At 76.3% G+C, this 20,507-nt stretch carries 22 protein-coding genes; 2 read left to right on the plus strand and 20 right to left on the minus strand.

Annotation, left to right across the window (positions count from 1 at the left end; all coding sequences use genetic code 11):
• The coding region (gene infC / locus EJA20_RS19555) for a translation initiation factor IF-3 (RefSeq protein WP_240675520.1) at nucleotides 1-864 on the minus strand (864 nt) is incomplete at its 3' end.
• 337 nt (nucleotides 865-1,201) lie between these two features.
• On the opposite strand from infC, the gene EJA20_RS14455 reads away from it, so the two are divergent.
• Nucleotides 1,202-1,618, plus strand: a complete 417-nt coding sequence (locus EJA20_RS14455) for a DUF1844 domain-containing protein (RefSeq protein ID WP_240675521.1) — start codon at nucleotides 1,202-1,204, stop codon at nucleotides 1,616-1,618.
• A gap of 47 nt (nucleotides 1,619-1,665) precedes the next feature.
• Nucleotides 1,666-2,082, plus strand: coding sequence for a hypothetical protein (locus tag EJA20_RS14460; protein ID WP_129339207.1), 417 nt, complete (start codon nucleotides 1,666-1,668; stop codon nucleotides 2,080-2,082).
• Nucleotides 2,083-2,148: 66 nt separating this feature from the next.
• On the opposite strand, the gene EJA20_RS14465 is transcribed toward EJA20_RS14460, so the two are convergent.
• The 19 genes from EJA20_RS14465 to EJA20_RS14555 all read right to left on the minus strand — a co-directional run.
• The gene (locus EJA20_RS14465) at nucleotides 2,149-2,910 is read right to left on the minus strand and encodes an SseB family protein (protein ID WP_129339208.1); all 762 of its coding nucleotides are present in this window, start codon (nucleotides 2,908-2,910) and stop codon (nucleotides 2,149-2,151) included.
• On the minus strand, nucleotides 2,907-3,644 hold the full coding sequence (gene priA, locus EJA20_RS14470) for a bifunctional 1-(5-phosphoribosyl)-5-((5-phosphoribosylamino)methylideneamino)imidazole-4-carboxamide isomerase/phosphoribosylanthranilate isomerase PriA (RefSeq protein WP_129339209.1): 738 nt from the start codon (nucleotides 3,642-3,644) through the stop codon (nucleotides 2,907-2,909). Before priA ends, EJA20_RS14465 begins: the two co-directional genes overlap by 4 nt.
• Nucleotides 3,645-3,763: 119 nt before the next feature.
• Complete coding sequence (gene hisH, locus EJA20_RS14475) at nucleotides 3,764-4,411, minus strand: imidazole glycerol phosphate synthase subunit HisH (protein WP_129339210.1); 648 nt, start codon at nucleotides 4,409-4,411, stop codon at nucleotides 3,764-3,766.
• Nucleotides 4,412-4,487: 76 nt separating this feature from the next.
• Nucleotides 4,488-5,090 (minus strand): hypothetical protein, encoded by a 603-nt coding sequence (locus tag EJA20_RS14480; RefSeq protein WP_240675522.1) that lies wholly within the window; start codon nucleotides 5,088-5,090, stop codon nucleotides 4,488-4,490.
• On the minus strand, nucleotides 5,087-5,668 hold the full coding sequence (gene hisB, locus EJA20_RS14485) for an imidazoleglycerol-phosphate dehydratase HisB (RefSeq protein ID WP_129339224.1): 582 nt from the start codon (nucleotides 5,666-5,668) through the stop codon (nucleotides 5,087-5,089). Before hisB ends, EJA20_RS14480 begins: the two co-directional genes overlap by 4 nt.
• Before the next feature lie 71 nt (nucleotides 5,669-5,739).
• Complete coding sequence (locus tag EJA20_RS14490) at nucleotides 5,740-6,870, minus strand: histidinol-phosphate transaminase (protein ID WP_240675523.1); 1,131 nt, start codon at nucleotides 6,868-6,870, stop codon at nucleotides 5,740-5,742.
• Between the two features lie 85 nt (nucleotides 6,871-6,955).
• Nucleotides 6,956-8,278 carry a histidinol dehydrogenase gene (gene hisD / locus EJA20_RS14495; RefSeq protein WP_129339211.1) on the minus strand — a complete coding sequence of 441 codons (1,323 nt, stop codon included), beginning with the start codon at nucleotides 8,276-8,278 and terminating at the stop codon, nucleotides 6,956-6,958.
• 65 nt (nucleotides 8,279-8,343) lie between these two features.
• Complete coding sequence (locus tag EJA20_RS14500) at nucleotides 8,344-8,916, minus strand: SRPBCC family protein (RefSeq protein ID WP_129339212.1); 573 nt, start codon at nucleotides 8,914-8,916, stop codon at nucleotides 8,344-8,346.
• Complete coding sequence (locus tag EJA20_RS14505) at nucleotides 8,913-9,257, minus strand: ArsR/SmtB family transcription factor (protein WP_129339213.1); 345 nt, start codon at nucleotides 9,255-9,257, stop codon at nucleotides 8,913-8,915. Before EJA20_RS14505 ends, EJA20_RS14500 begins: the two co-directional genes overlap by 4 nt.
• A gap of 97 nt (nucleotides 9,258-9,354) precedes the next feature.
• A complete protein-coding gene (gene dnaE, locus EJA20_RS14510) occupies nucleotides 9,355-12,909 on the minus strand; it encodes a DNA polymerase III subunit alpha (protein ID WP_129339214.1) in 3,555 nt (1,184 codons plus the stop codon).
• A gap of 87 nt (nucleotides 12,910-12,996) precedes the next feature.
• On the minus strand, nucleotides 12,997-13,935 hold the full coding sequence (locus tag EJA20_RS14515) for an RluA family pseudouridine synthase (RefSeq protein WP_129339215.1): 939 nt from the start codon (nucleotides 13,933-13,935) through the stop codon (nucleotides 12,997-12,999).
• Nucleotides 13,925-14,623, minus strand: coding sequence for a signal peptidase II (locus tag EJA20_RS14520; RefSeq protein ID WP_338068831.1), 699 nt, complete (start codon nucleotides 14,621-14,623; stop codon nucleotides 13,925-13,927). Before EJA20_RS14520 ends, EJA20_RS14515 begins: the two co-directional genes overlap by 11 nt.
• A gap of 20 nt (nucleotides 14,624-14,643) precedes the next feature.
• The gene (locus tag EJA20_RS14525) at nucleotides 14,644-15,087 is read right to left on the minus strand and encodes a TraR/DksA family transcriptional regulator (RefSeq protein ID WP_240675526.1); all 444 of its coding nucleotides are present in this window, start codon (nucleotides 15,085-15,087) and stop codon (nucleotides 14,644-14,646) included.
• A 151-nt stretch (nucleotides 15,088-15,238) separates the two neighbouring features.
• On the minus strand, nucleotides 15,239-15,892 hold the full coding sequence (locus tag EJA20_RS14530; RefSeq protein ID WP_129339217.1) for a DivIVA domain-containing protein: 654 nt from the start codon (nucleotides 15,890-15,892) through the stop codon (nucleotides 15,239-15,241).
• A gap of 147 nt (nucleotides 15,893-16,039) precedes the next feature.
• On the minus strand, nucleotides 16,040-16,318 hold the full coding sequence (locus EJA20_RS14535; protein WP_129339218.1) for a YggT family protein: 279 nt from the start codon (nucleotides 16,316-16,318) through the stop codon (nucleotides 16,040-16,042).
• A 5-nt stretch (nucleotides 16,319-16,323) separates the two neighbouring features.
• Nucleotides 16,324-16,830 carry a cell division protein SepF gene (locus tag EJA20_RS14540; protein ID WP_129339219.1) on the minus strand — a complete coding sequence of 169 codons (507 nt, stop codon included), beginning with the start codon at nucleotides 16,828-16,830 and terminating at the stop codon, nucleotides 16,324-16,326.
• A 204-nt stretch (nucleotides 16,831-17,034) separates the two neighbouring features.
• Entirely contained in the window at nucleotides 17,035-17,901 is an 867-nt protein-coding gene (locus tag EJA20_RS14545) for a purine nucleoside phosphorylase YfiH/LACC1 family protein (protein WP_129339220.1), read from the minus strand.
• The gene (gene ftsZ, locus EJA20_RS14550) at nucleotides 17,898-19,220 is read right to left on the minus strand and encodes a cell division protein FtsZ (RefSeq protein ID WP_129339221.1); all 1,323 of its coding nucleotides are present in this window, start codon (nucleotides 19,218-19,220) and stop codon (nucleotides 17,898-17,900) included. The genes EJA20_RS14545 and ftsZ overlap by 4 nt, the downstream gene beginning before the upstream one ends.
• Before the next feature lie 161 nt (nucleotides 19,221-19,381).
• A partial coding sequence (locus tag EJA20_RS14555) for a cell division protein FtsQ/DivIB (RefSeq protein WP_240675524.1) occupies nucleotides 19,382-20,507 on the minus strand: 1,126 nt, incomplete at its 5' end.

A 20,507-nucleotide genomic window follows, 5' to 3' on the forward strand; every position in this document is an offset into this window, starting at 1 on the left:
GGGGCGCGGGGCACCGGTCGGGGCCGGGCGGCTCGTGGCGGGGGCCGGACGGCTCGTCGCCGGGCGCGGTGCCGACGGGGCCGAGGGGGCGGACGGCGCGGACGGCGCGGTGGTCGCGGCCGGAGCCGTGCTCACCGCCGGTGCCGGCGGTGCTGCGACGGACGGGGCCACCGCCGCGGGGGCGAGGGCCGGCTCCGGGGTCGCGACGGGCTCGGCCGTCGTCGCCGGGGCCTCGTCGGCGTAGTCCTCGTCGTCGATGTCGTCCTCGACGCGCTCGGGCCGCTCCGGGCGCTGCGACTGCGCGGCGCGACGCTGCTCGTTGCGCTGCTCGGCCTTCTTCTTCGTCGGCCCGAGCACCATGATCATGTTGCGGCCGTCCTGCTTCGGCATGCTCTCGATGAAGCCGAGCTCCGAGACGTCGTCGGCCAGCCGCTGGAGCAGGCGCACGCCGGCGTCCGGGCGCGACTGCTCGCGGCCGCGGAACATGATCATGACCTTGACCTTGTCCCCGGCGGACAGGAACCGCTCGACGTGGCCCTTCTTCGTGCCGTAGTCGTGCGGGTCGATCTTCAGACGGAAGCGGATCTCCTTGAGAACCGTGTTGGCCTGGTTCCGACGCGCCTCACGGGCCTTCATGTCGGCCTCGTACTTGAACTTCCCGTAGTCCATGATCTTGCACACGGGCGGGCGGGCGGTCGGGGCCACCTCGACGAGGTCGAGGTCGGCGTCCTGGGCCAGGCGCAGCGCGTCCTCCACGCGGACGATGCCGACCTGCTCGCCGTTCGGGCCGACCAGGCGGACCTCGGCGACGCGGATCCGATCGTTGATGCGAGGCTCGCTGGTGCTGATGGGGATGCTCCTCAAGTCGTGGTGGTGGACCGCCAGGACAGGGGAAGGGCCCCCACCCTGAGCACAGGCGGAGGCCCTCGCAGCACCGTGCCGACCGTCGGGCGTGCCGACGGGCGGACGCACGGGTCACCAGGACCCGTGACGGACCGGACCCGGCCCCCGTCGTCCGCCCCGGGGGGCGGTCGGTCGGAGCACGGGTGGGAGAGGATCTCCGCTTGTGCACCGGCGCCGGCTCCGCTCGACCGGCCCGGGGGCCGGACCGTCGCGTCGCCGCCGCTGGTCAGTCGGTGGACGACTCTACCAGACGCCCCGCCGGGCGGAGCGCGGCGCGGCGAGGTGCCAGGATCGTCCCATGGTCCCCGACGACGACCCCCGCCCCCGCTCCGCCACCCACACCTTCGTCCCGGCCGGCACGGGCGGCGACGAGGTCGTGGACGGGGCGACGCGCGACATCGCCGACGTCGCGGCGGTCGAGGTCATCACGACCGCGGCGGTGCACCTCATGAGCGCGGCCGCCGTGAAGTGCGGGCTCGCGGAGGACGGCCCCACGGGTCGCGGTGCCGACTTCCTCGACCTCGACGAGGCCCGCAAGCTCATCACCGCGCTCGCCGCGCTCGTCACCGCCGCGGCCCCCGACATCGGCAACCAGCACGCGCGCTCCCTGCGGGACGGCCTGCGGTCGCTCCAGCTCGCGTTCCGCGAGGCCTCGCCGTTCCCCGACGCGCCCGGCGAGGGCCCGGGCGAGCGGTTCACGGGCTCCGTCGTCTGACGGGGCCGCGCCAGGGGCCGGGCCGCGCCCGGCGGGAGGGGGACGACGTGCACGACGAGCGCGAGCACCCGCACGGGCACGGGCACGGGCACGGGCACGCGCGCGGGCACGGCGACGAGGAGCACGACCACGACCACGACGCCGCCGGGCCGGCCGCGCCGTGGCCGACCGCGCCGGACGTGGGCCGCGTCTTCGGCCCGGCGTGGGACCGCGGGGACGCCCTGGTCATCCCCGTGGCCCGGGTGCGGTCCGCCACCGCGTCCGGCCGGTACGGGGGGCCCCTGTGCGGCTCCGGGGGGTCCGCCACGGGGTCGGTGCGCCCGCTCGGGGTCTACGTCGTCGACGACGGCGGCGCGCACTGGCACCCCGCGCTCGACCTCGGCCGCGTCGTGGCGGGGGGCCAGGTCGCGGTGGCCGTGGTCGGCGTCGCGTTCGCCCTCGCCCATGCGCTGCGGCGCCGCTGAGCCCTCGTCGCCGGCCCACCTACCCCACCGGACCCACCGCGGGGCCACCGGACGGGAGCGGGACGATCAGGCCTGCGTCGCCGGGCGGACGCGGAGCTCGAGGGAGTCCACCCGCGCGGCCACGACCTCGTCGGCGGCCAGGGCGGCGTTGACGCGGGCCAGGACGGCGTCGAGCCGCGCGCGGTCGAGGCCGGGCACGAGCACCGCGGTGACGGCCACCTCCGCGCGCGTCCCGGGTGAGGTGCCCGCGGCGACGACGCCGGGCACGTCCGCCAGGGCGCGGCGCACCGCCCCGGCGACCTCGGCGTCGACCTCGCCGTCGAGGACCGCGGGGGCCCACGGCAGGCCCTGGGCCAGCGCCCACACCGCGGGGCGGGGCACGACCGCGGTGGCCGGCCCGGCCGGGTCGACGACGAGCACCTCCCAGCCCTCCCCCGCGGCCGAGAGCGCGGCGCGCGGCCCCGCGGTCGGCACCGGACGGGCGTCGGCCCGCCAGGCGGTCATCGCCGCCACGGACGAGAACACGGGCATCGCGGTCCGGCCGTCGGCGGTCCGCAGCGCCACGACGCCCGCGGAGGCCTCCTTGTCCACGGCGTGCGCGTGGCCGTCGTGCTCGACCTCGCCCGCCTCCTCGAGGACGGCGAGCACCGGGACGAGGACCCGCGCCGCGGCGAGGGCCGCCACGACCTCGGCGAGCCCCGCCGCCGGGCCGGCCGGGCCCGCCGCACCGGCGTGCCGGGCCAGGGCCGCGGCGAGACGCGGGTCGGCGCGCCCGTCGTCCCCGGCGAAGGGGGACGTGGGCGGCAGCGCCCGACCCCCGGCCGTCACGGGCGGCCGGCGACGTCGAGCGCCTCGGGCAGGGTGAACGCGCCCGCGTAGAGCGCCTTGCCGACGATCGCCCCCTCGACGCCGAGCGGCACGAGCTCGCGCAGCGCGGCGAGGTCCGCCAGGGACGACACGCCGCCCGAGGCGACCACCGGGGCGTCGGTGCGGGCGCAGACCTCGCGCAGGAGGTCGACGTTGGGCCCGCGCAGCGTGCCGTCCTTCGTCACGTCCGTGACGACGTAGCGCGAGCACCCGGCGTCCTCGAGGCGGGCCAGGACGTCCCAGAGGTCGCCGCCCTCCTGCGTCCAGCCACGGGCGGCCAGGGTGGTGCCGCGCACGTCCAGCCCGACGGCCACCTGCGCGCGGTGCCGGCCGATGACCTCCGCGGTCCACGCCGGGTCCTCCAGGGCGGCGGTCCCGAGGTTGACGCGCGTCGCGCCGGTCGCCAGCGCCCGCTCGAGCGAGGCGTCGTCGCGGATGCCGCCCGAGAGCTCCACGCGCACGCCCCGGCGCACGAGCTCCGCGGTGACGTCGGCGAGGAGCGCCGCGTTCGACCCGCGCCCGAAGGCCGCGTCGAGGTCCACGAGGTGCACCCACTCGGCACCGCCGGACTGCCAGTCCAGCGCGGCGGACAGGGGGTCGCCGTAGGACGTCTCGGAGCCCGCCTCTCCCTGGACGAGGCGGACGGCCTGCCCGTCCGCGACGTCGACGGCGGGCAGGAGCTCGAGGCGGGACATGCGGTGCACCCTCCAGGGTGGTCGGGCCGGCGGGGTGCCGGCGGCGGGTCGGGCCGCGCAGGACGGGACGGCGCGGGTGGGTCGCGGGCTCGCCGGGCGGGACGGGTGGGGCCGTCGCCTCAGCGAAGGCCGTCGACCCAGTGCTCGAGCAGCTGCGCGCCCGCGTCCCCGGACTTCTCGGGGTGGAACTGCGTCGCGGCCAGCGGGCCGTTCTCCACCGCGGCGACGAACCGCCCGCCGTGGTCGGACCAGGTGAGGCGGGGCGGCGGCATCGGGTGCTCCCCCGCCGCCGGGGGCAGCGGCAGCTCGCGGGCCGCGTAGGAGTGCACGAAGTAGAAGCGCTCGTCCTGGAGCCCGGCGAAGAGCCGCGAGCCCTCCGGCGGCTCCACCGACGCCCACCCCATGTGCGGGACGACGGGGGCCTCGAGGCGCTCGACGACGCCGGGCCACTGGCCCAGGCCCTCCGTGCGCACGCCGTGCTCGACGCCCTCGGCGAACATCACCTGCATCCCCACGCAGATGCCCAGCACGGGACGGCCGCCCGCGAGCCGGCGGTCGACCACCTGGTCGCCCCCGACCTCGCGCAGGCCCTCCATGACGGCCGCGAAGGCGCCCACGCCGGGCACGACCAGCCCGTCGGCCTCCTGCGCGGCGGCCTTGTCGGCGGTGAGCTCGACCTCCGCCCCGACGCGCTCGAGGGCGCGGACGGCGGACCGGACGTTGCCGAATCCGTAGTCGAGGACGACGACGCGGGGCGGGCGGGGCACGACCGCGAGGATACCGGGCCCCCGCGGGCGGACCGCGCGCCGGGGCCCGCCCCGGCCCGCGGGACCGGCCCGCGCCTCAGCCCTTGCGGCGCCCGAACCGCGTGAGCGTCGCCATCGCCTTGACGCGGGACATCCCCACGCTCGTGACGACGCCCTCGAGCCCGTCGACGGCGAGGTCGGTGAGGAGCAGGTCCTCGAGCACCTCCGGCACGTCGGACAGCACGAGGCCCGGGGCGAGGTCGGCCGCGTGCGCGCCGTCCGTCCAGCGCGCGGCCGACAGCTCGCCCGAGCGCCGCTCGACGAGCACCACGGGCAGGCCGCGCAGCAGCGCCGAGAGGGCGCCCGCCGCGGTCGCGCCCGCCGTCGGGTCGCGCAGCACCGCGACCGCGCCGACCGGCGTCGGGACCACGTCCGCGTCGACCTTGGACAGTGCGCACGCGGCGGCCAGGGGCTGCGCCGTCGCGACCTGCGTGAGGAGCACCGCGCGGGTCACGGGGCGCTGGGCCTGCAGCGCCCCGAGGTCGTCCGGCACCGTGAACCCGAGGTCGTCGTCGCCGGCCCCGCCCGCGGTCGTCGTCGCGCCCGCGCCGGGGCCCGTCGCGGCGTCGTCGCCGGCGAGCTGCCGCTCCAGGGCGCGCAGGACCTCGTCGTCGTCGGGGCGGTCGGGGGTGGTGCTCACAGCGTTCCCTTCGTGGACGGGACGCCCTCGACGCGGGGGTCGAGGGCGACGGCGGCGCGCAGGGCCCGCGCGAGCGCCTTGAACTGGGCCTCCACCACGTGGTGCGGGTCGCGCCCGGCGAGGACGCGGACGTGCACGGTGAAGGCGGCGTGGTGGGCGATGGACTCCAGCACGTGGCGGGTCAGCGACCCGGTGAAGTGGCCGCCGATGAGGTGGAGCTCCTGCCCGGCGGGCTCGCCGGAGTGGACGAGGTAGGGCCGCCCCGACACGTCGACGACCGCCTGGGCGAGCGCCTCGTCGAGCGGGACGGTGGCGTCCCCGTAGCGCGAGATGCCGCGCTTGTCCCCGAGCGCCTGGCGCAGCGCCTGGCCGAGCGAGATCGCCACGTCCTCGACCGTGTGGTGCGCGTCGATGTGCGTGTCGCCCGTGGCGCGGACCGTGAGGTCGATGAGCGAGTGCTTGCCCAGCGCGGTGAGCATGTGGTCGTAGAACGGCACGCTCGTCGAGATGTCCGTCCGCCCCGTGCCGTCGAGGTCGAGCTCGACGAGGACGCTCGACTCGCTCGTCGTGCGCTCCACCCGGCCCGTCCGCCGGCCGCCGGCCGCGCCCGTCGTGCCGCCCGTCGTGCCCGTCGTGCCCGTCGTCGTGCTCACAGCCCCGCCACCTCCACGAGGGCGGCCCGGAAGGCCGCCGTCTCCTGCGGCGTGCCGACCGACACCCGCAACCAGCCCTCGGGCCCCGTCTCGCGGACGAGGACGCCGCGGTCGAGGAGCCCCTGCCACACGGCGTGCCGGTCGGCGAAGCGGCCGAACAGCACGAAGTTCGCGTCGGAGTCCGCCGCGACGAGGTCCTGCCCGCGCAGCCACGCCACGAGCGCGTCCCGCTCGTCGCGCAGCGCGCCCACCTGCGCCATGAGCGCCGGCGCGTGGCGCAGCGCCGCCCGGGCCGTCGCCTGCGTCACCGCCGACAGGTGGTACGGCAGCCGCACGACCCGCAGCGCGTCGACGAGCGCCCGGCTCCCGGCCAGGTACCCCACGCGGGCGCCCGCCAGGCCGAACGCCTTCGACATCGTCCGGCTCACGGCCAGGTGCGGGTGGTCGGCGAGCAGCGCCAGCGCCGACGGCGTGCCGCGGCGGCGGAACTCGCCGTAGGCCTCGTCGACGACCACGACGCAGCCCCCGGGGACCCGGGCGGCGGCCGCGAGCACCGCCTCGAGGACGGGCGTCGGCAGGGCGGTGCCGGTGGGGTTGTTGGGGCTGGCGAGCAGCACGACGGAGGGGGCGACGTCCGCGACGAGCGCGGCGGCCTCGTCGGGGTCGATGCCGAAGTCCTCCGCACGGCGGCCGACGACCCAGCCCGTCGAGGTGTCCCGCGCGTACTCGGGGTACATGGAGTAGGTCGGCGCGAACGACAGCGCGGTGCGGCCGGGCCCCCCGAAGGCCTGGAGCAGGTGGAGCATGACCTCGTTCGAGCCGTTCGCCGCCCACACCTGCTCGGGCGCGACCCGCACGCCCGACTCCACGGCGAGGTAGTCCGCCAGGTCGCCGCGCAGGCCGAGGGCCTCGCGGTCGGGGTAGCGGTTGAGGCCGCGCGCCGCGTCCGCGACGGCCGCCGCGATGTCCGCGACCACGTCCTCGGACGGCGCGTACGGGTTCTCGTTGACGTTGAGCAGGACGGGCACGTCCAGCTGCGGCGCGCCGTAGGGCTCGAGCCCGGCGAGCTCGGGGCGCAGCGGGAGCGCCGGGCCGGCGGGCGCGGGGCGCACGGGGGCGTCGGTCACGGGGGCGAGTCTAGGGTCGCCCCGACGGCACCGGTCCCGCCGGTCCGGGGCCGGAGGGGCCGCCGGGCCCGGGCGCGGGCGTCGCTCAGGCCCGGGCGCGGACCGCCTCGCCGTGCGCCGGCAGGCCCTCCGCGTCGGCGAGCGCGACGATCCGGTCGGCCACCTCCGCCAGCGCGGCGCGGTCGTACTCGACCACCTGCACGGCGCGGACGAAGGAGTGGACGCCGAGCCCCGACGAGAAGTGCGCGCAGCCACCCGTGGGCAGCACGTGGTTCGACCCGGCCAGGTAGTCGCCGAGGGAGACGGGCGAGAAGGCGCCGACGAAGACCGCCCCCGCGCTGGTCACCCGGTCCGCGACGGCCGCCGCGTCCGCCGTCTGGATCTCCAGGTGCTCGGCGCCGTAGGCGTTGACGACCGCGAGCCCGGCGTCGAGGTCGTCGACGAGGACGACCGCGGACTGCGGCCCGGCCAGCGCCACCTGCACCCGGGCCGCGTTCGCGGTGCGGGCCGCGCGCTCGGCGACGGCGACGTCGACCGCGTCGGCCAGCTCCGGGGAGGTCGTCACGAGCACCGCGGCCGCCAGGGGGTCGTGCTCGGCCTGCGAGACGAGGTCGGCGGCGACGTGGTCGGGGTCGGCCGTCGCGTCGGCGAGCACGGCGATCTCCGTGGGGCCGGCCTCGGAGTCGATGCCCACCACCCCGCGCACGAGGCGCTTGGCCGCCGCGACGTACACGTTGCCCGGACCCGTGATGACGTCGACGGGCTCGCACAGGGTCGCGCCGTCGGCCGCCGTCTGGCCGGCCGCGCCGTAGGCGAGCATCGCGACCGCCTGCGCGCCGCCCACGGCGTAGACCTCGTCGACGCCCAGCAGCGCGCACGTGGCGAGCACCACCGGGTCGGGGCGGCCGTCGTGGTCCTTCTGCGGCGGCGAGGCCACGGCGAGCGAGGCCACCCCCGCCTCCTGCGCCGCCACCACGTTCATGACCACCGACGACGGGTACACCGCGAGCCCGCCCGGCACGTAGAGGCCGACCCGGCGCACGGGCAACCAGCGCTGGCGCACCGTGGCGCCGGGCGCGACCTGGACGGTGCGCTCCGTCGGCCGCTGCGCCGCGTGGACGCGGCGGACCCGCGAGATGGCCTCGACGAGCGCGTCGCGCACGGCCGGGTCGAGCACGTCGACGGCGGCGGCGATCTCGGCCGCCGGGACGCGCAGGTGCTCCGGACGGACCCCGTCGAAGCGCTCGGCGAGGTCGCGCAGGGCGGCCGCGCCGCGCTCCCGCACGTCGGCGAGGACGGGCGCCACCTGCGCCGCGGCGTGCTCGACGTCCACCTCCGCGCGCGGCAGCTCGGCGAGCAGCTCGCGACGGGACGGGGTGCGGCCGCGCAGGTCGATGCGGGAGATCACGGGGCGATCCTACGGTCGCCGCAGGACGCCCCCCGCCCGGCACGACGCCCCTCGGCGGGCTGCTCTCAGCCGCCCGTCGCCGCCGTCCGGTACGCGGGCAGGAGCGCGCCGAACCGCGCCTCCCAGCCGTCGGGGCCGTCGCCGGGGCCGTCCGCGGCCGGGCCGAGCCCGTGCGCCGCGAGGACGTCGAGGTAGGCGTGCCACCCGGCGCCGTAGCCCACCGCCTGGTCCTCGACGAGGCGGTGGTGCACGAGCGTGAGGGCCGTGCCGCCCGGCACGGCGGCGAGGGTCACCTCCACCCAGGACTCGTCCTCGCCGGGGTAGCTCCAGTCCACCTCCAGGTGGTGGGGCGGCGCGCAGGTGCGGATCGCGCCGCGCGCGTGGTCCTCCTCGGAGGCCCCGAGACCGAGGTGGTACCGGCCACCGGGGCGCAGGTCGCCGGTGAGGACGCCGAGCCAGCGGGCGAGCCGGTCCGGCTCCGTGAGGGCGGACCAGAGGTCGGCGGGGTCGGTGGGGTACCGCCGCTCGAAGCGCACGCTGCGCCGGCCGTCGCCGTCGGGGGTGAGGGCGCCGAGCAGGGTGCGCGCGGGGACGCCGGTGCCGGCGGTGGTCGGGGCGGTGCTCGGGTCGGGGGTCACGGGTGCTCCTCGGGTCGGTCCGTCGCCCGCCGGCCGCGGGCGACCTCCGTGGCGAGCGCGTCCAGACGCGGCTCCCACGCGGCGCGCACCCGGGCCACCCAGTCCCCCACGACGTCCAGGCCCTCGGGCCGGACCGCGTAGAGGCGGACCGGCCCGCGGGCGGTGGACGTCACGAGGCCCGCCTCGCGCAGCACCCGCAGGTGCCGGGACGTGGCGGGCTGGCTGATGGCGAACTCCGCCCCGACCGCGGCGACGAGCGCGCCCGCCGGCCGCTCCCCCGGGGCCAGGAGCTCCAGGAGGCGGCGGCGGACGGGGTCGGCGAGCGCGTCGAGCGGGTGCACGCCATCACCCTGCTCGCCGACCGCCTATAACGCAAGTGTTATACGGCTGCCGGTCCCGTCGACCTCGGTGGGTCACCGGCCGCCCGCGCGCTCCTCGTCACCGCGTCGCGAGGCACCCCGGCCCGAGCAGCGCCTTGAGGTCCCCGTACAGCGACGGGTGCCGCTCCACGCGGTACCGGTCGAGCACGACGCGCTGCGCGGAGCGCCCGGGCCGCTCGACCCGCACGTGGAACTCGCTGGCGCCCGGGTGCGTCAGGAGCACCTCCTGGAGGCGCTCCACGACGGGCTGGGTGCACCGTGACTCCGCCACCGACACGACGACGGGCGCGTCGGCCGACGCCGACAGGTCCGGCAGCGACACCTCCATGGCCTGGAGCTGCATGGTGTCGTCCCGCCGCCGCACGCGGCCGCGGATGATGACGACCGCGTCCTCCGCCAGGGCGGTCGAGTAGGCCAGGTACGTCTCGCCGAAGAACATCACCTCGACGGAGCCCTCGAGGTCCTCGATGGTCACCGCGGCCCAGGGGTTGCCCTGCTTGGACATCTTGCGCTGGAGCGAGGTGATGAGGCCGGCCACGACGACCGTCGACCCGTCGGGCCGGGCCTCGTCCGCCATGAGGGTGGCGATGGAGACGTCCGCGGAGGAGGCCAGGACGTGCTCGAGGCCGGACAGCGGGTGGTCGGAGACGTACAGGCCGAGCATCTCCCGCTCGAACGCCAGGCGCTGCTTCTTGTCCCAGTCCGGCACGTCGGGCACCGCGACCGAGAAGCCGCTGCCCGGCTCCTCGTCGCCCCCGCCGAACACGTCGGCGAAGAGGTCGAACTGGCCCTCGGCCTCCTTGCGCTTGACGCCGATGACGGCGTCCACGGCCTGCTCGTGGACGAGCAGCAGCGCCCGGCGGGCGTGACCGAGGGAGTCGAAGGCGCCGGCCTTGATGAGGGACTCGATGGTCCGCTTGTTGCAGACGACCGCGGGGACCTTGTCGAGGAAGTCGGTGAAGGACGTGAAGGCGCCCTTCTGCTCCCGCGTGGCCACGATCGCGTCCACCACGTTGGCGCCGACGTTGCGCACGGCGGTGAGCCCGAAGCGGATGTCCTTGCCGACGGCGGTGAACAGCGCCGAGGACTGGTTCACGTCGGGCGGCAGGACGGTGATGCCCATGTGGCGGCACTCGCCGAGGTACAGCGCCGACTTGTCCTTGTCGTCGCGGACGCTCGTGAGCAGCGCCGCCATGTACTCCGTGGGGTAGTTCGCCTTGAGGTAGGCGGTCCAGAAGGAGACCACGCCGTACGCGGCCGAGTGCGCCTTGTTGAACGCGTAGCCGGCGAAGGGGACGAGGACGTCCCACACCGCCTGGACCGCGCCGTCGGAGTACCCGCGCTCGCGCATCCCCGCCTGGAAGGGGACGAACTCCTTGTCGAGGATCTCCTTCTTCTTCTTGCCCATCGCGCGGCGCAGCAGGTCGGCCTGGCCGAGGCTGTAGCCGGCCAGCACCTGCGCGGCCTTCTGCACCTGCTCCTGGTACACGATGAGCCCGTGGGTGACGCCCACGACCTCCTCGAGCGGCTCCGCCAGCTCGGGGTGGATGGGTTCGACGGCCTGCAGCCCGTTCTTGCGCAGGGCGTAGTTCGTGTGGCTGTTCATGCCCATCGGCCCGGGCCGGTACAGGGCGATGACGGCGGAGATGTCCTCGAAGTTGTCCGGGCGCATCTGGCGCAGCAGGGCGCGCATGGGCCCGCCGTCGAGCTGGAACACCCCGAGCGTGTCGCCCCGCTGGAGCAGCTCGTACGTCGGCCCGTCCTCCAGGCCGATCGTCTCGATCTGGAGCGGCTCCTTGCCGTTGGCGACGATGTTGTCGAGCGCGTCGTCGAGGATCGTGAGGTTGCGCAGCCCGAGGAAGTCCATCTTGATGAGGCCCAGCGCCTCGGAGCCCGGCTGGTCGAACTGCGTGATGATCGCGCCGTCCTGCGGGCGCTTCATGATCGGCAGGATGTCGAGCAGGGGCTCGCTCGACATGATGACGCCGGCCGCGTGCACGCCCCACTGGCGCTTGAGGTTCTCCAGGCCGCGCGCGGTCTCGACGACCCGCGCCACGTCGGGGTCCGTCGCGACGAGCTGCCGGAACTCCTCGGCCTCGGCGTAGCGCTCGTGGCCCGTGTCGAAGATCCCCGTGAGGGGGATGTCCTTGCCCATCACGGCGGGCGGCATGGCCTTCGTCAGGCGCTCCCCCATGGCGAAGGGGAAGCCGAGCACGCGGGAGGCGTCCTTCAGGGCCTGCTTGGCCTTGATGGAGCCGTACGTGACGATCTGCGCGACACGGTCCTCGCCGTACTTCTCCGTCACGTAGCGGATGACCTCGCCGCGCCGGCGCTCGTCGAAGTCGACGTCGACGTCGGGCCAGGAGACGCGCTCCGGGTTGAGGAACCGCTCGAAGATGAGGCCGTGGCGCAGCGGGTCCAGCTCCGTGATGCCCATGGCGTAGGAGGCCATGGAGCCGGCGGCCGACCCGCGGCCCGGGCCGACGCGGATGCCCTGCTCCTTGGCCCAGTTGATGAAGTCGGCGACGACGAGGAAGTAGCCCGAGAAGCCCAGGCTCGTGATGACGCCGGTCTCGTACTCCGCCTGCTTGCGGACGTCGTCCGGGATGCTCCCGGCGTACCGCCGCTGCAGCCCGCGCTCGACCTCCTGGACGAACCACGAGTCCTCGCTCTCCCCCGCCGGCGTGGGGAAGCGCGGCATGAAGTTCGCGTCCGTGTTGAAGTCGATCTCGCACTGCTCGGCGATGAGCAGGGTGTTGTCGCAGGCCTCGGGCACCTCGGCCCAGACGCGCCGCATCTCCGCGGCCGACTTCAGGTAGAACTGGTCGGCGTCGAACTTGAACCGGTCGGGGTCGGCCAGGGTCGAGCCCGACTGGACGCAGAGCAGCACCTCGTGCGCGACCGAGTCCTCGTGCTTCGTGTAGTGCAGGTCGTTCGTCGCGACGACGGGCGCGCCGATGGCATCCGCCAGCCGGCGCAGGTCCTTGACCACCCGGCGCTCGATGTCGAGGCCGTGGTCCATGAGCTCGACGTACAGGTTCTCCTTGCCGAACACGTCCTGGAGCTCGCCCGCCGCGCGCACGGCCTCGTCCCACTGCCCCAGCCGCAGGCGCGTCTGGACCTCGCCCGAGGGGCAGCCCGTCGTCGCGATGAGCCCGTCGGAGTACGTCTGGAGCAGGTCGCGGTCCATCCGCGGCCACTTGCCCATCTGGCCCTCGAGCGAGGCCAGCGACGACATCCGGAACAGGTTGTGCATGCCGGCCGTCGTGCGGGCCAGGAGCGTCATGTGCGTGTAGGCGCCGCGGGCCGACACGTCGTCCGAGGCCTGGTGCTGCTCGCCCCACCGCACGCGGGTCTGGTCGAAGCGGCTCGTGCCCGGGGTGACGTAGGCCTCGACGCCGATGATGGGCTTGATGCCGTAGGCCTTGCTCTTCTTCCAGAAGTCGAAGGCCCCGAAGAGGTAGCCGTGGTCGGTGATCGCCACGGCCCGCTGGCCCAGCCGCTGGGCCTCGGCGAAGAGGTCGTCGACGCGCGCCGCGCCGTCGAGCATGGAGAACTCGGTGTGGACGTGGAGGTGGACGAAGTCGTCTGCTGCACCACCGGAGGACGCCATGCGCGCCATCCTAGGTCGGGGGTCCGACACCCCCGGCACGCCCCGCCGGGGGCGCGGCGGGGGCCGAGGGCCCCCCGTGGCGACGCCTCAGCGCCAGCCCGCCGCGAGGGTCTCCAGGGCGTGCTCGAGGTCCGCGGGGTAGCCGCTGGACACCTCGAGCCACTCCCCCGTCCCGGGGTGCTCGAAGCCGAGGCGGACCGCGTGCAGCCACTGCCGCCCCAGGCCGGTGCGTGCCGCGAGGGTCGGGTCGGCGCCGTACATGAGGTCCCCGACGAGGGGGTGCCGCAGCGCGGCCAGGTGCACCCGGATCTGGTGCGTCCGCCCCGTCTCGAGGTGGATCTCGAGCAGCGAGGCCGACGGCAGCATCTCGAGCGTCGCGTAGTGCGTCACCGACGGCTTGCCGTCCGCGACCACCGCGAACTTCCAGTCCGACCCCGGGTGCCGCCCGATGTGGGCGTCGATGGTGCCCGTCGTCGGCTCGGGGTGGCCCTGCGCGAGCGCGTGGTAGACCTTCTCGACCGTGCGCTCCTTGAAGGCGCGCTTGAGCGCGGTGTAGGCGTGCTCGCTCTTCGCGACGACCATGAGGCCGGAGGTGCCGGCGTCGAGCCGGTGCACGACGCCCTGCCGCTCGGCGCTGCCGGACGTCGCGATCCGGTAGCCGGCCGCCGCCAGCGCGCCGACGACCGTGGGGCCGGCCCAGCCCGGCGACGGGTGCGCCGCGACGCCCACGGGCTTGTCCACCACGACGAGGTCGTCGTCGTCGTGCACGACCGCCATGCCCGGGACCGGCTCGGCGACGACGGGCGGCGCGGCGGGCCGGGCCGCCGGCACCTCGACCTCGAGCCAGGCGCCGGCGACGAGCCGCTCGGACTTGCCGACCGCGCGCCCGTCCTGGCGCACCGCCCCCTCCTCCGCGAGCTCGGCGGCGCGGGTCCGGGACAGGCCGAGCAGGCGCGCGAGGGCCGCGTCGACCCGCTCCCCCGCCAGCCCGTCGGGCACGGGCAGCGCGCGCAGGTCAGCGGGCATCGGTGCGCCGTCCGTCCAGGCCGGTGCCGCGCAGGCTGAGGAGGACGACGAGCACCGCGGCCGCGACGATGGCGATGTCGGCGACGTTGCCGACGAAGAGCGAGCCGTAGGCCAGGAAGTCCACGACGTGCCCCTCCGGGAAGCCGGGGTCGCGGAAGAGCCGGTCGAGCAGGTTGCCGACCGCGCCGCCGAGCAGGAGCCCCAGCGCCACGGCCCAGCCCGTCGACCCGATCCGCCGCACGGCCCGGACGACGACGAGCACGACGACCACCGCGACGAGCGTGAGCAGCCACGTCATGCCGGTGGCGATCGAGAGGGCCGCGCCCGGGTTGTAGACGAGCTGCAGCCCGAGCAGGTCCCCGACGAGGGGACGGCGCACGCCCTCCTGGAGGGCGCCGAGCGCCCAGACCTTCGTGGCCTGGTCGACCGCCAGCACGCCCAGCGCGAGCGCCGTGAGGAGCACGAGCAGCCGGCGCCGACGGGCCGCCGGGACCGGCTCGGCCGCGACCTCGGCCGTCGCGCCTGCGAGGGGCTCCGTCGTGGTCGCCCCGGCGGTGTCCGGCGCCGGGGCGAGCGGGTCGACCTCGGCGCGCCCGGCCGGCTGCGGCGACTCCTGCCGGACGTCGGCGGCGGGGTCGGGAGCGGCGCCGGGCGCGGCGTCGGACGGGGCGTCGGGCGTCGAGGGCACCGGCCGAGTCTAGGTGGCGGTCAGCGACGCTCCTCGCGCTGCTTGCACTCCACGCAGAGCGTCGCGCGGGGGAACGCCTCCAGGCGCGCCTTGCCCACCGCCCGGCCGCAGGACTCGCAGGTCCCGTAGGTGCCCTCGGCGATGCGGGCGAGGGCGTGCGTCGTCTGCTGGAGCAGGTCGCGCGTGTTGTTCACGAGGGTCAGCTCGTGCTCGCGCTCGAGGGCGCTCGAGCCGTGGTCGGCCTGGTCGTCGCCGGCGCCGTCCCCGGAGTTGCGCAGGAGCTCCGACAGCTCGGCGTCGGCGGCGGCGAGCTCCTCGGTCAGCCGGGCGACGTCGCCCTCCAGCTCGACGGCGACGGCCCGCACCTCGTCGGCCGTCCAGGGCTCCTCGCCCTCGCGGACGGGGAACTCGCGGGCGAGGCCGTCGAGCCTGGGCTCGAGGTCCGCGACGGACGTGCTGCTCAGCGCGTGGACGTTGGCCACAACGGCCCCCTTGTCGTCGAAGTGCGGCGACTGTAGTCGGGTGCGCACCCACGCACAACACGGCACGCCCGACGTGCGGGCGTGCCGTGCTGGGCGGTGCTGCGCCCCTGGCCGCAGGGGCCGGGTGCGGCGGTCAGAGGCCGGCGTTCTCCGGCTGGCCCGACCGGGCCGGCAGGGCGTTGGCACGGTTGTCCAGGTCCCCGAGCAGCTGGTCGAGGTAGCTCTTGAGGCGCTGGCGGTAGTCCCGCTCGAACACCCGCAGCTCGTCGATCTTGCGCTCGAGGAGCGTGCGCTCCTGCTCGAGCTGTCCGAGGGTGCGGGCGGAGGTCTCCTCCGCCTCGCGGACTATCCGCGTCGCCTGCGCCCGGGCCTCGCCGAGGAGCCGCTCGGACTCCTCCTGGCCGTTGCGCACGTACTCGTCGTGCAGCTTCTGGGCCAGCGCCAGCATGCCGGCGGCGGACTCCGTGTCGTTGGAGCGCGGCGCGGGGGTCGGCGCCGCGGCGGCGGCCACGGGGGCCGGCTCCGGCGTCGGCTCCGGCGCGGCCTCGACCACGACGGGCTCGGGCTCCGGCGCGGTGACCACGGGGGCGGGGGCGGCCTCCGCGCGCTCCTCGCCGCCGGCGGCGGCGAGGCGGGACTTGAGGTCCTCGTTCTCGCCCTGCAGCTCCCGCAGCGTGTTGACGACCTCGTCCAGGAAGTCGTCGACCTCGTCCTGGTCGTAGCCCTCCCGGAACTTGGTCGCCTGGAACTTCTTGTTCAGGACGTCGTCTGCGGTCAGCAGTGCCATCGTCGTCACCTCTGTCGGTCGAACGGTCTGACCGGCGGCTATGGATTCCACCGACCGCCTCGGCTCACGGTAGCGGAGTTTGCAGGCACGTCACGCCATGCGACAACCCCTGGGCCCTCGGCGGGGGGCCCCTTCCCGTCCTCCCACCTAGCCCAGCAGCCCCATGAGCACCACGCAGAGGAAGAACAGCACCATGAACGCCAGGTCGATCCGGACGGCGCCGATGCCGATCGGGGGCAGGACCCGCCGCAGCGCCCGCAGGGGCGGGTCCGTGACGGAGTACGTCAGCTCGGCCACGACGAGGACGACCCCGGTGGGCCGCCACGAGCGGGCGAACACCTGGACCCAGTCGAGCACGAGCCGGACGAGCAGCAGCAGGAAGAAGACCAGGACGACCAGGTACAGCAGGCCGGTGACGAAGCCCACGCCCGTCAGCTCTGGTTGTAGAACCCGCCCGCGCGGCCCGTGGGCTCAGCGGGGGCGGCGGCGGGCTCGCCCGCGATCTCGACGGACGCGGGGCTGAGCAGGAACACCTTGCTCGTCACGCGCTCGATGGCCCCGTGCAGGCCGAAGATGAGGCCCGCGGAGAAGTCGACGAGACGCTTGGCGTCCGCGTCGTCCATGTCCGTGAGGTTCATGATGACCGGCGTGCCGCTGCGGAAGGCCTCGCCGATCCGGCGCGCGTCGTTGTACGAGCGCGGGTGGATCGTCGTGATGCGCCGCAGGCCGGACGGCGTCGGCTCGGGGACCGCCGCGACGGCGGTCGCGCCCGTGGCGCGCCGCAGGGGCGTCACCTGGGCCTCGTGCTGCTGCTCGTGCGCCGTGTCCCGACCCATGTCCGCCTCCGTCTCGTCCGTCACGTCGACGTACCCGTCCGCGTCGGCGCGGTCGTCGGCCAGCCCCAGGTAGAGCATCGTCTTGCGCAGCGTTCCCGCCATGGCCCGTTCTCCTCTGTCGTCCCTACCCCGGTGCCGGCACCGGCAGGCGCCGGCCGGCCGGACGGCGGCGGCCGCACGGCTGCTGCCCCGCGCGACGTGCCTGCGTGGACGCTAGCAACCCCGGCCCCGCCTCCCGGGGCGACACGCCCGGCGCGGCGCGCCGCCCGTGCCCGGGCGCCTCCCCGGTCGCGCGGCCGGGCCGGCTCAGACCGACGGGGCCCGCACGACGCCGGCGAGGCGGCCGGTCGGCCCGCCGCCCGCGCGACGGAAGGAGAAGCTCGCCGCGTCCGTGAAGGTGTCGATGCCCAGGTCCTCGACCGTGCCGACCCCGAGGGAGCCGAGCTGGGCGACGACGCCCGCGGGCAGGTCGAGGGCGGGCGTCCCCCAGGCGGTGCGGGCCGCCGTGCCGGGGACGGCGGCGGCGACCTCCTCGCGCAGGGCCACGGGGACCTCGTAGGAGCGTCCGGCGATCGCCGGGCCGAGCACGGCGCGGGTCCGGCCGGGGTCGGCGCCCACGTCGGACATCGCGGCGACGGCGCGGGCGAGCACCCCGGCGACGAGACCCCGCCGGCCGACGTGCACGGCGGCGACGACCCCGGCGGCGGCGTCCGCGAGGAGCACGGGCACGCAGTCCGCGACGAGCACCCCGACGGCGACGTCCGGGCCGACCGCCACCAGTGCGTCCCCCTCGCCCACGGAGCCGGGGGCCGCGACGACCCCCTGGACCCCGCCGACCCCGCCGACCCCGCCGGCCAGGCCGGCCCCAGGAGACCCGGCAGCCGCGTCGGCAGCGGGGTGCGCCGGGGCGCGGAGCACCGTCGCGCCGTGGACCTGGGTCGCGAAGGCCACCGGCGCACCGACCCGGGCCGCCAGGGCTCGCCGGTGCGCCAGGACCCGGGCCGGGTCGTCGCCGACGGCCAGGCCCAGGTTGGCGGAGTCCCAGGGTGCGGGGCTGGTGCCCCCGTCGCGGGTCGTGAAGCCCGCGACGACGCCGGGGCCCAGGTCGACGGGCCGCCACCCCGGGCCGGGCGCGGGCGCGACGCCCGCGCCCGGCCCGGGCGCGCGGGTCACTTGAGGAAGTCGGGGACGTCCAGGTCGTCCCGCTGGCGCCGCGGCTCGTCGGTGAAGGTGCGGGGCACCTCGAGCGCGCCCGTGACGGGTACGGGCTCGCGGTCCGGCGAGAGGAAGCCCGGCACCTCGGAGGGGCCGCCCGGCGCCGTGGCGGGGGTGCCGTGCTGCGGCGTGGCGGGGTGCTGCCCGACGGCCTGCGGGACGCCGTGCTGCGGGATCCCGTGCTGCGGCGTGAGCGGGGAGCGGCGCGCCAGGTCGTCGCGCTCCTCGACCACGGGCGGCACCACCGTTCGTGCGCCGCCCACCGGGACGTTGCGCGGCCCGCCGCCGGCGACCTGCCCGAGCGCGCGGGCGTCGCTGCGTCCGGAGGCCGTCCCGTTGTCGAAGCCGGCCGCGATGACGGTGACCCGCACCTCGTCGCCGAGCGAGTCGTCGATGACGGCGCCGAAGATGATGTTCGCCTCGGGGTGCGCGGCCTCGTGGACGAGGCGGGCCGCCTCGTTGATCTCGAACAGGCCGAGGTCGGAGCCGCCCTGGATCGACAGGAGGACGCCGTGCGCGCCGTCGATGCTCGCCTCGAGCAGGGGCGAGCTGATGGCCATCTCCGCGGCCTGGACGGCGCGGTCGTCGCCCCGGGCGAAGCCGATGCCCATGAGCGCGGAGCCGGCGTCCTGCATGACCGACTTCACGTCCGCGAAGTCGAGGTTGATGAGGCCCGGCGTCGTGATGAGGTCCGTGATGCCCTGGACGCCGGACAGGAGGACCTGGTCGGCGGAGTGGAAGGCGTCGAGGACGGAGACGGAGCGGTCCGAGATGGACAGCAGGCGGTCGTTCGGGATGACGATGAGGGTGTCGACCTCGGCCCGCAGGGCGTCGATGCCCGTGTCGGCCTGGACGCCGCGGCGGCGGCCCTCGAACGTGAAGGGGCGCGTGACGACACCGATGGTGAGCGCGCCGAGCGACCGGGCGATCCGTGCCACGACGGGGGCGCCGCCGGTGCCGGTGCCGCCGCCCTCCCCCGCGGTGACGAAGACCATGTCGGCGCCGCGCAGGACGTCCTCGATCTCCTCCGCGTGGTCCTCGGCGGCCTTGCGGCCCACCTCGGGGTCGGCGCCGGCGCCCAGCCCGCGCGTGAGCTCGCGGCCCACGTCGAGCTTGACGTCCGCGTCGGACATGAGCAGGGCCTGGGCGTCCGTGTTGATGGCGATGAACTCGACGCCCTTGAGCCCGACCTCGATCATGCGGTTGACGGCGTTGACGCCGCCGCCGCCGATGCCGACGACCTTGATGACCGCCAGGTAGTTCTGGGGTGCTGCCACGGGGGTGCCTCTCGTTCGATGCCTGCCGAAACCCTCACGTTCAGGTTGAGGGTTAGAGTTATGTCAGGTGCGCTGCTGTCCGTGACGCTAGGCCCGCCCCTGGAGGGGATCAACGACCGGCGCCCGCGTGTCGCGCGCCGGCGCCGCCAGCCGGCGCGCGGTCAGCGCGTGATGGGCAGGGTGGGCGCGGAGACGTCCACGACGCGGGCCCCCGACGAGGTCGGCGAGGCACGCAGGGTGTCGAGCACCGCGACCTTCAGCGGCGTCTGGGCGGCGCTCCCCCACTCGACGACGACGCCGTCGCGCAGGGTCAGGCTCACGGTGTCCTCCGTCTGCGCCGCGACGCCGGAGACCTCGGCGAGCAGCGTGTCGGGCAGGCCCTCGAGGACGGCCAGCACCGCGGCGAGCGCGCGGGCGGCGCCGACGGGGACGTCGACGACGGGCAGGCCCTCCGGCGCCGCGTCCGCCCGGCCGACCTGGACGCCCTCGGCGTCGAGCAGCGCGAAGCCGCCGCCGCCGCCGGGCTCGGGCACCGCCGCGACCGGCTGACGGGCGACGAGCTCGACGGACAGACCCGTGGGCCACGCGCGCATGACCCGCACCTCCCGGACGCCCGGGACCTCGAGCAGGTCGTCGCGCAGCGCGACGGTGTCGAGGCGTGGCAGCGGCGTGCCGGCGCGGGCGGCGACGACGGCGTCGACCCGGTCGACGGCCACGACCGTGCTCGCACCCGTCACGGTCACGCGGCCGGGGTCGAGCGCGAGCACCGGCGACCACAGCAGGAGCCAGGCCAGCGCGCCGAGCACGACGAGCGCGGCCGCCGCCGCGGCGACCTTGCGCCGGGCGAGCGTGCGGCGCGCGCGGACCCGCTCCGCGAAGCGGGCGGCGGACCCCGTCGAGACGACGGCGGGGCGACGGGGGCCGCGCGGCACGTCCCGCGGCAGGCCGCGCGCGAGCCCCGCGCCGCCGCCCCAGGCCCCGACGGCGCGTGAGCGGGGGCCCGCCGCAGAGGAGGGTCCGGAGGAGGGCGCGGAGGCGGGTGCAGAGGAGGGCACGGCGGGCGGCGCGGCCGGTCGGCCGTCGGCGTCGAGGACCGGCACCGACGGCGGCCGGGCGGGCGGGGCGACGGTCGTCCCCGGAGGGGCGGCGGCGGACGGGGTGGCCCGTCGCGGGGCGGGCACCGCCGGTCGGCCGGCGAGGTCGGGCACGGGCAGGGGCACGGGCGCGGTCACGGCGACGAGGAGCACGACCACGACCACGACGCCGCCGGGCCGGCCGCGCCGTGGC

This window comes from Cellulomonas endophytica, from assembly GCF_004123805.1.
In the GTDB taxonomy this organism is placed as follows: domain Bacteria; phylum Actinomycetota; class Actinomycetes; order Actinomycetales; family Cellulomonadaceae; genus Cellulomonas; species Cellulomonas endophytica.

Excerpts from the sequence above, each read along its gene's own strand:
- EJA20_RS14515 (WP_129339215.1), bottom strand. The coding sequence starts at position 13,935 with ATGCCCGCTGACCTGCGCGCGCTGCCCGTGCCCGACGGGCTGGCGGGG.
- dnaE (WP_129339214.1), bottom strand. The coding sequence starts at position 12,909 with ATGGCGTCCTCCGGTGGTGCAGCAGACGACTTCGTCCACCTCCACGTC.
- EJA20_RS14455 (WP_240675521.1), top strand. The coding sequence starts at position 1,202 with ATGGTCCCCGACGACGACCCCCGCCCCCGCTCCGCCACCCACACCTTC.
- EJA20_RS14530 (WP_129339217.1), bottom strand. The coding sequence starts at position 15,892 with ATGGCACTGCTGACCGCAGACGACGTCCTGAACAAGAAGTTCCAGGCG.
- EJA20_RS14540 (WP_129339219.1), bottom strand. The coding sequence starts at position 16,830 with ATGGCGGGAACGCTGCGCAAGACGATGCTCTACCTGGGGCTGGCCGAC.
- priA (WP_129339209.1), bottom strand. The coding sequence starts at position 3,644 with ATGTCCCGCCTCGAGCTCCTGCCCGCCGTCGACGTCGCGGACGGGCAG.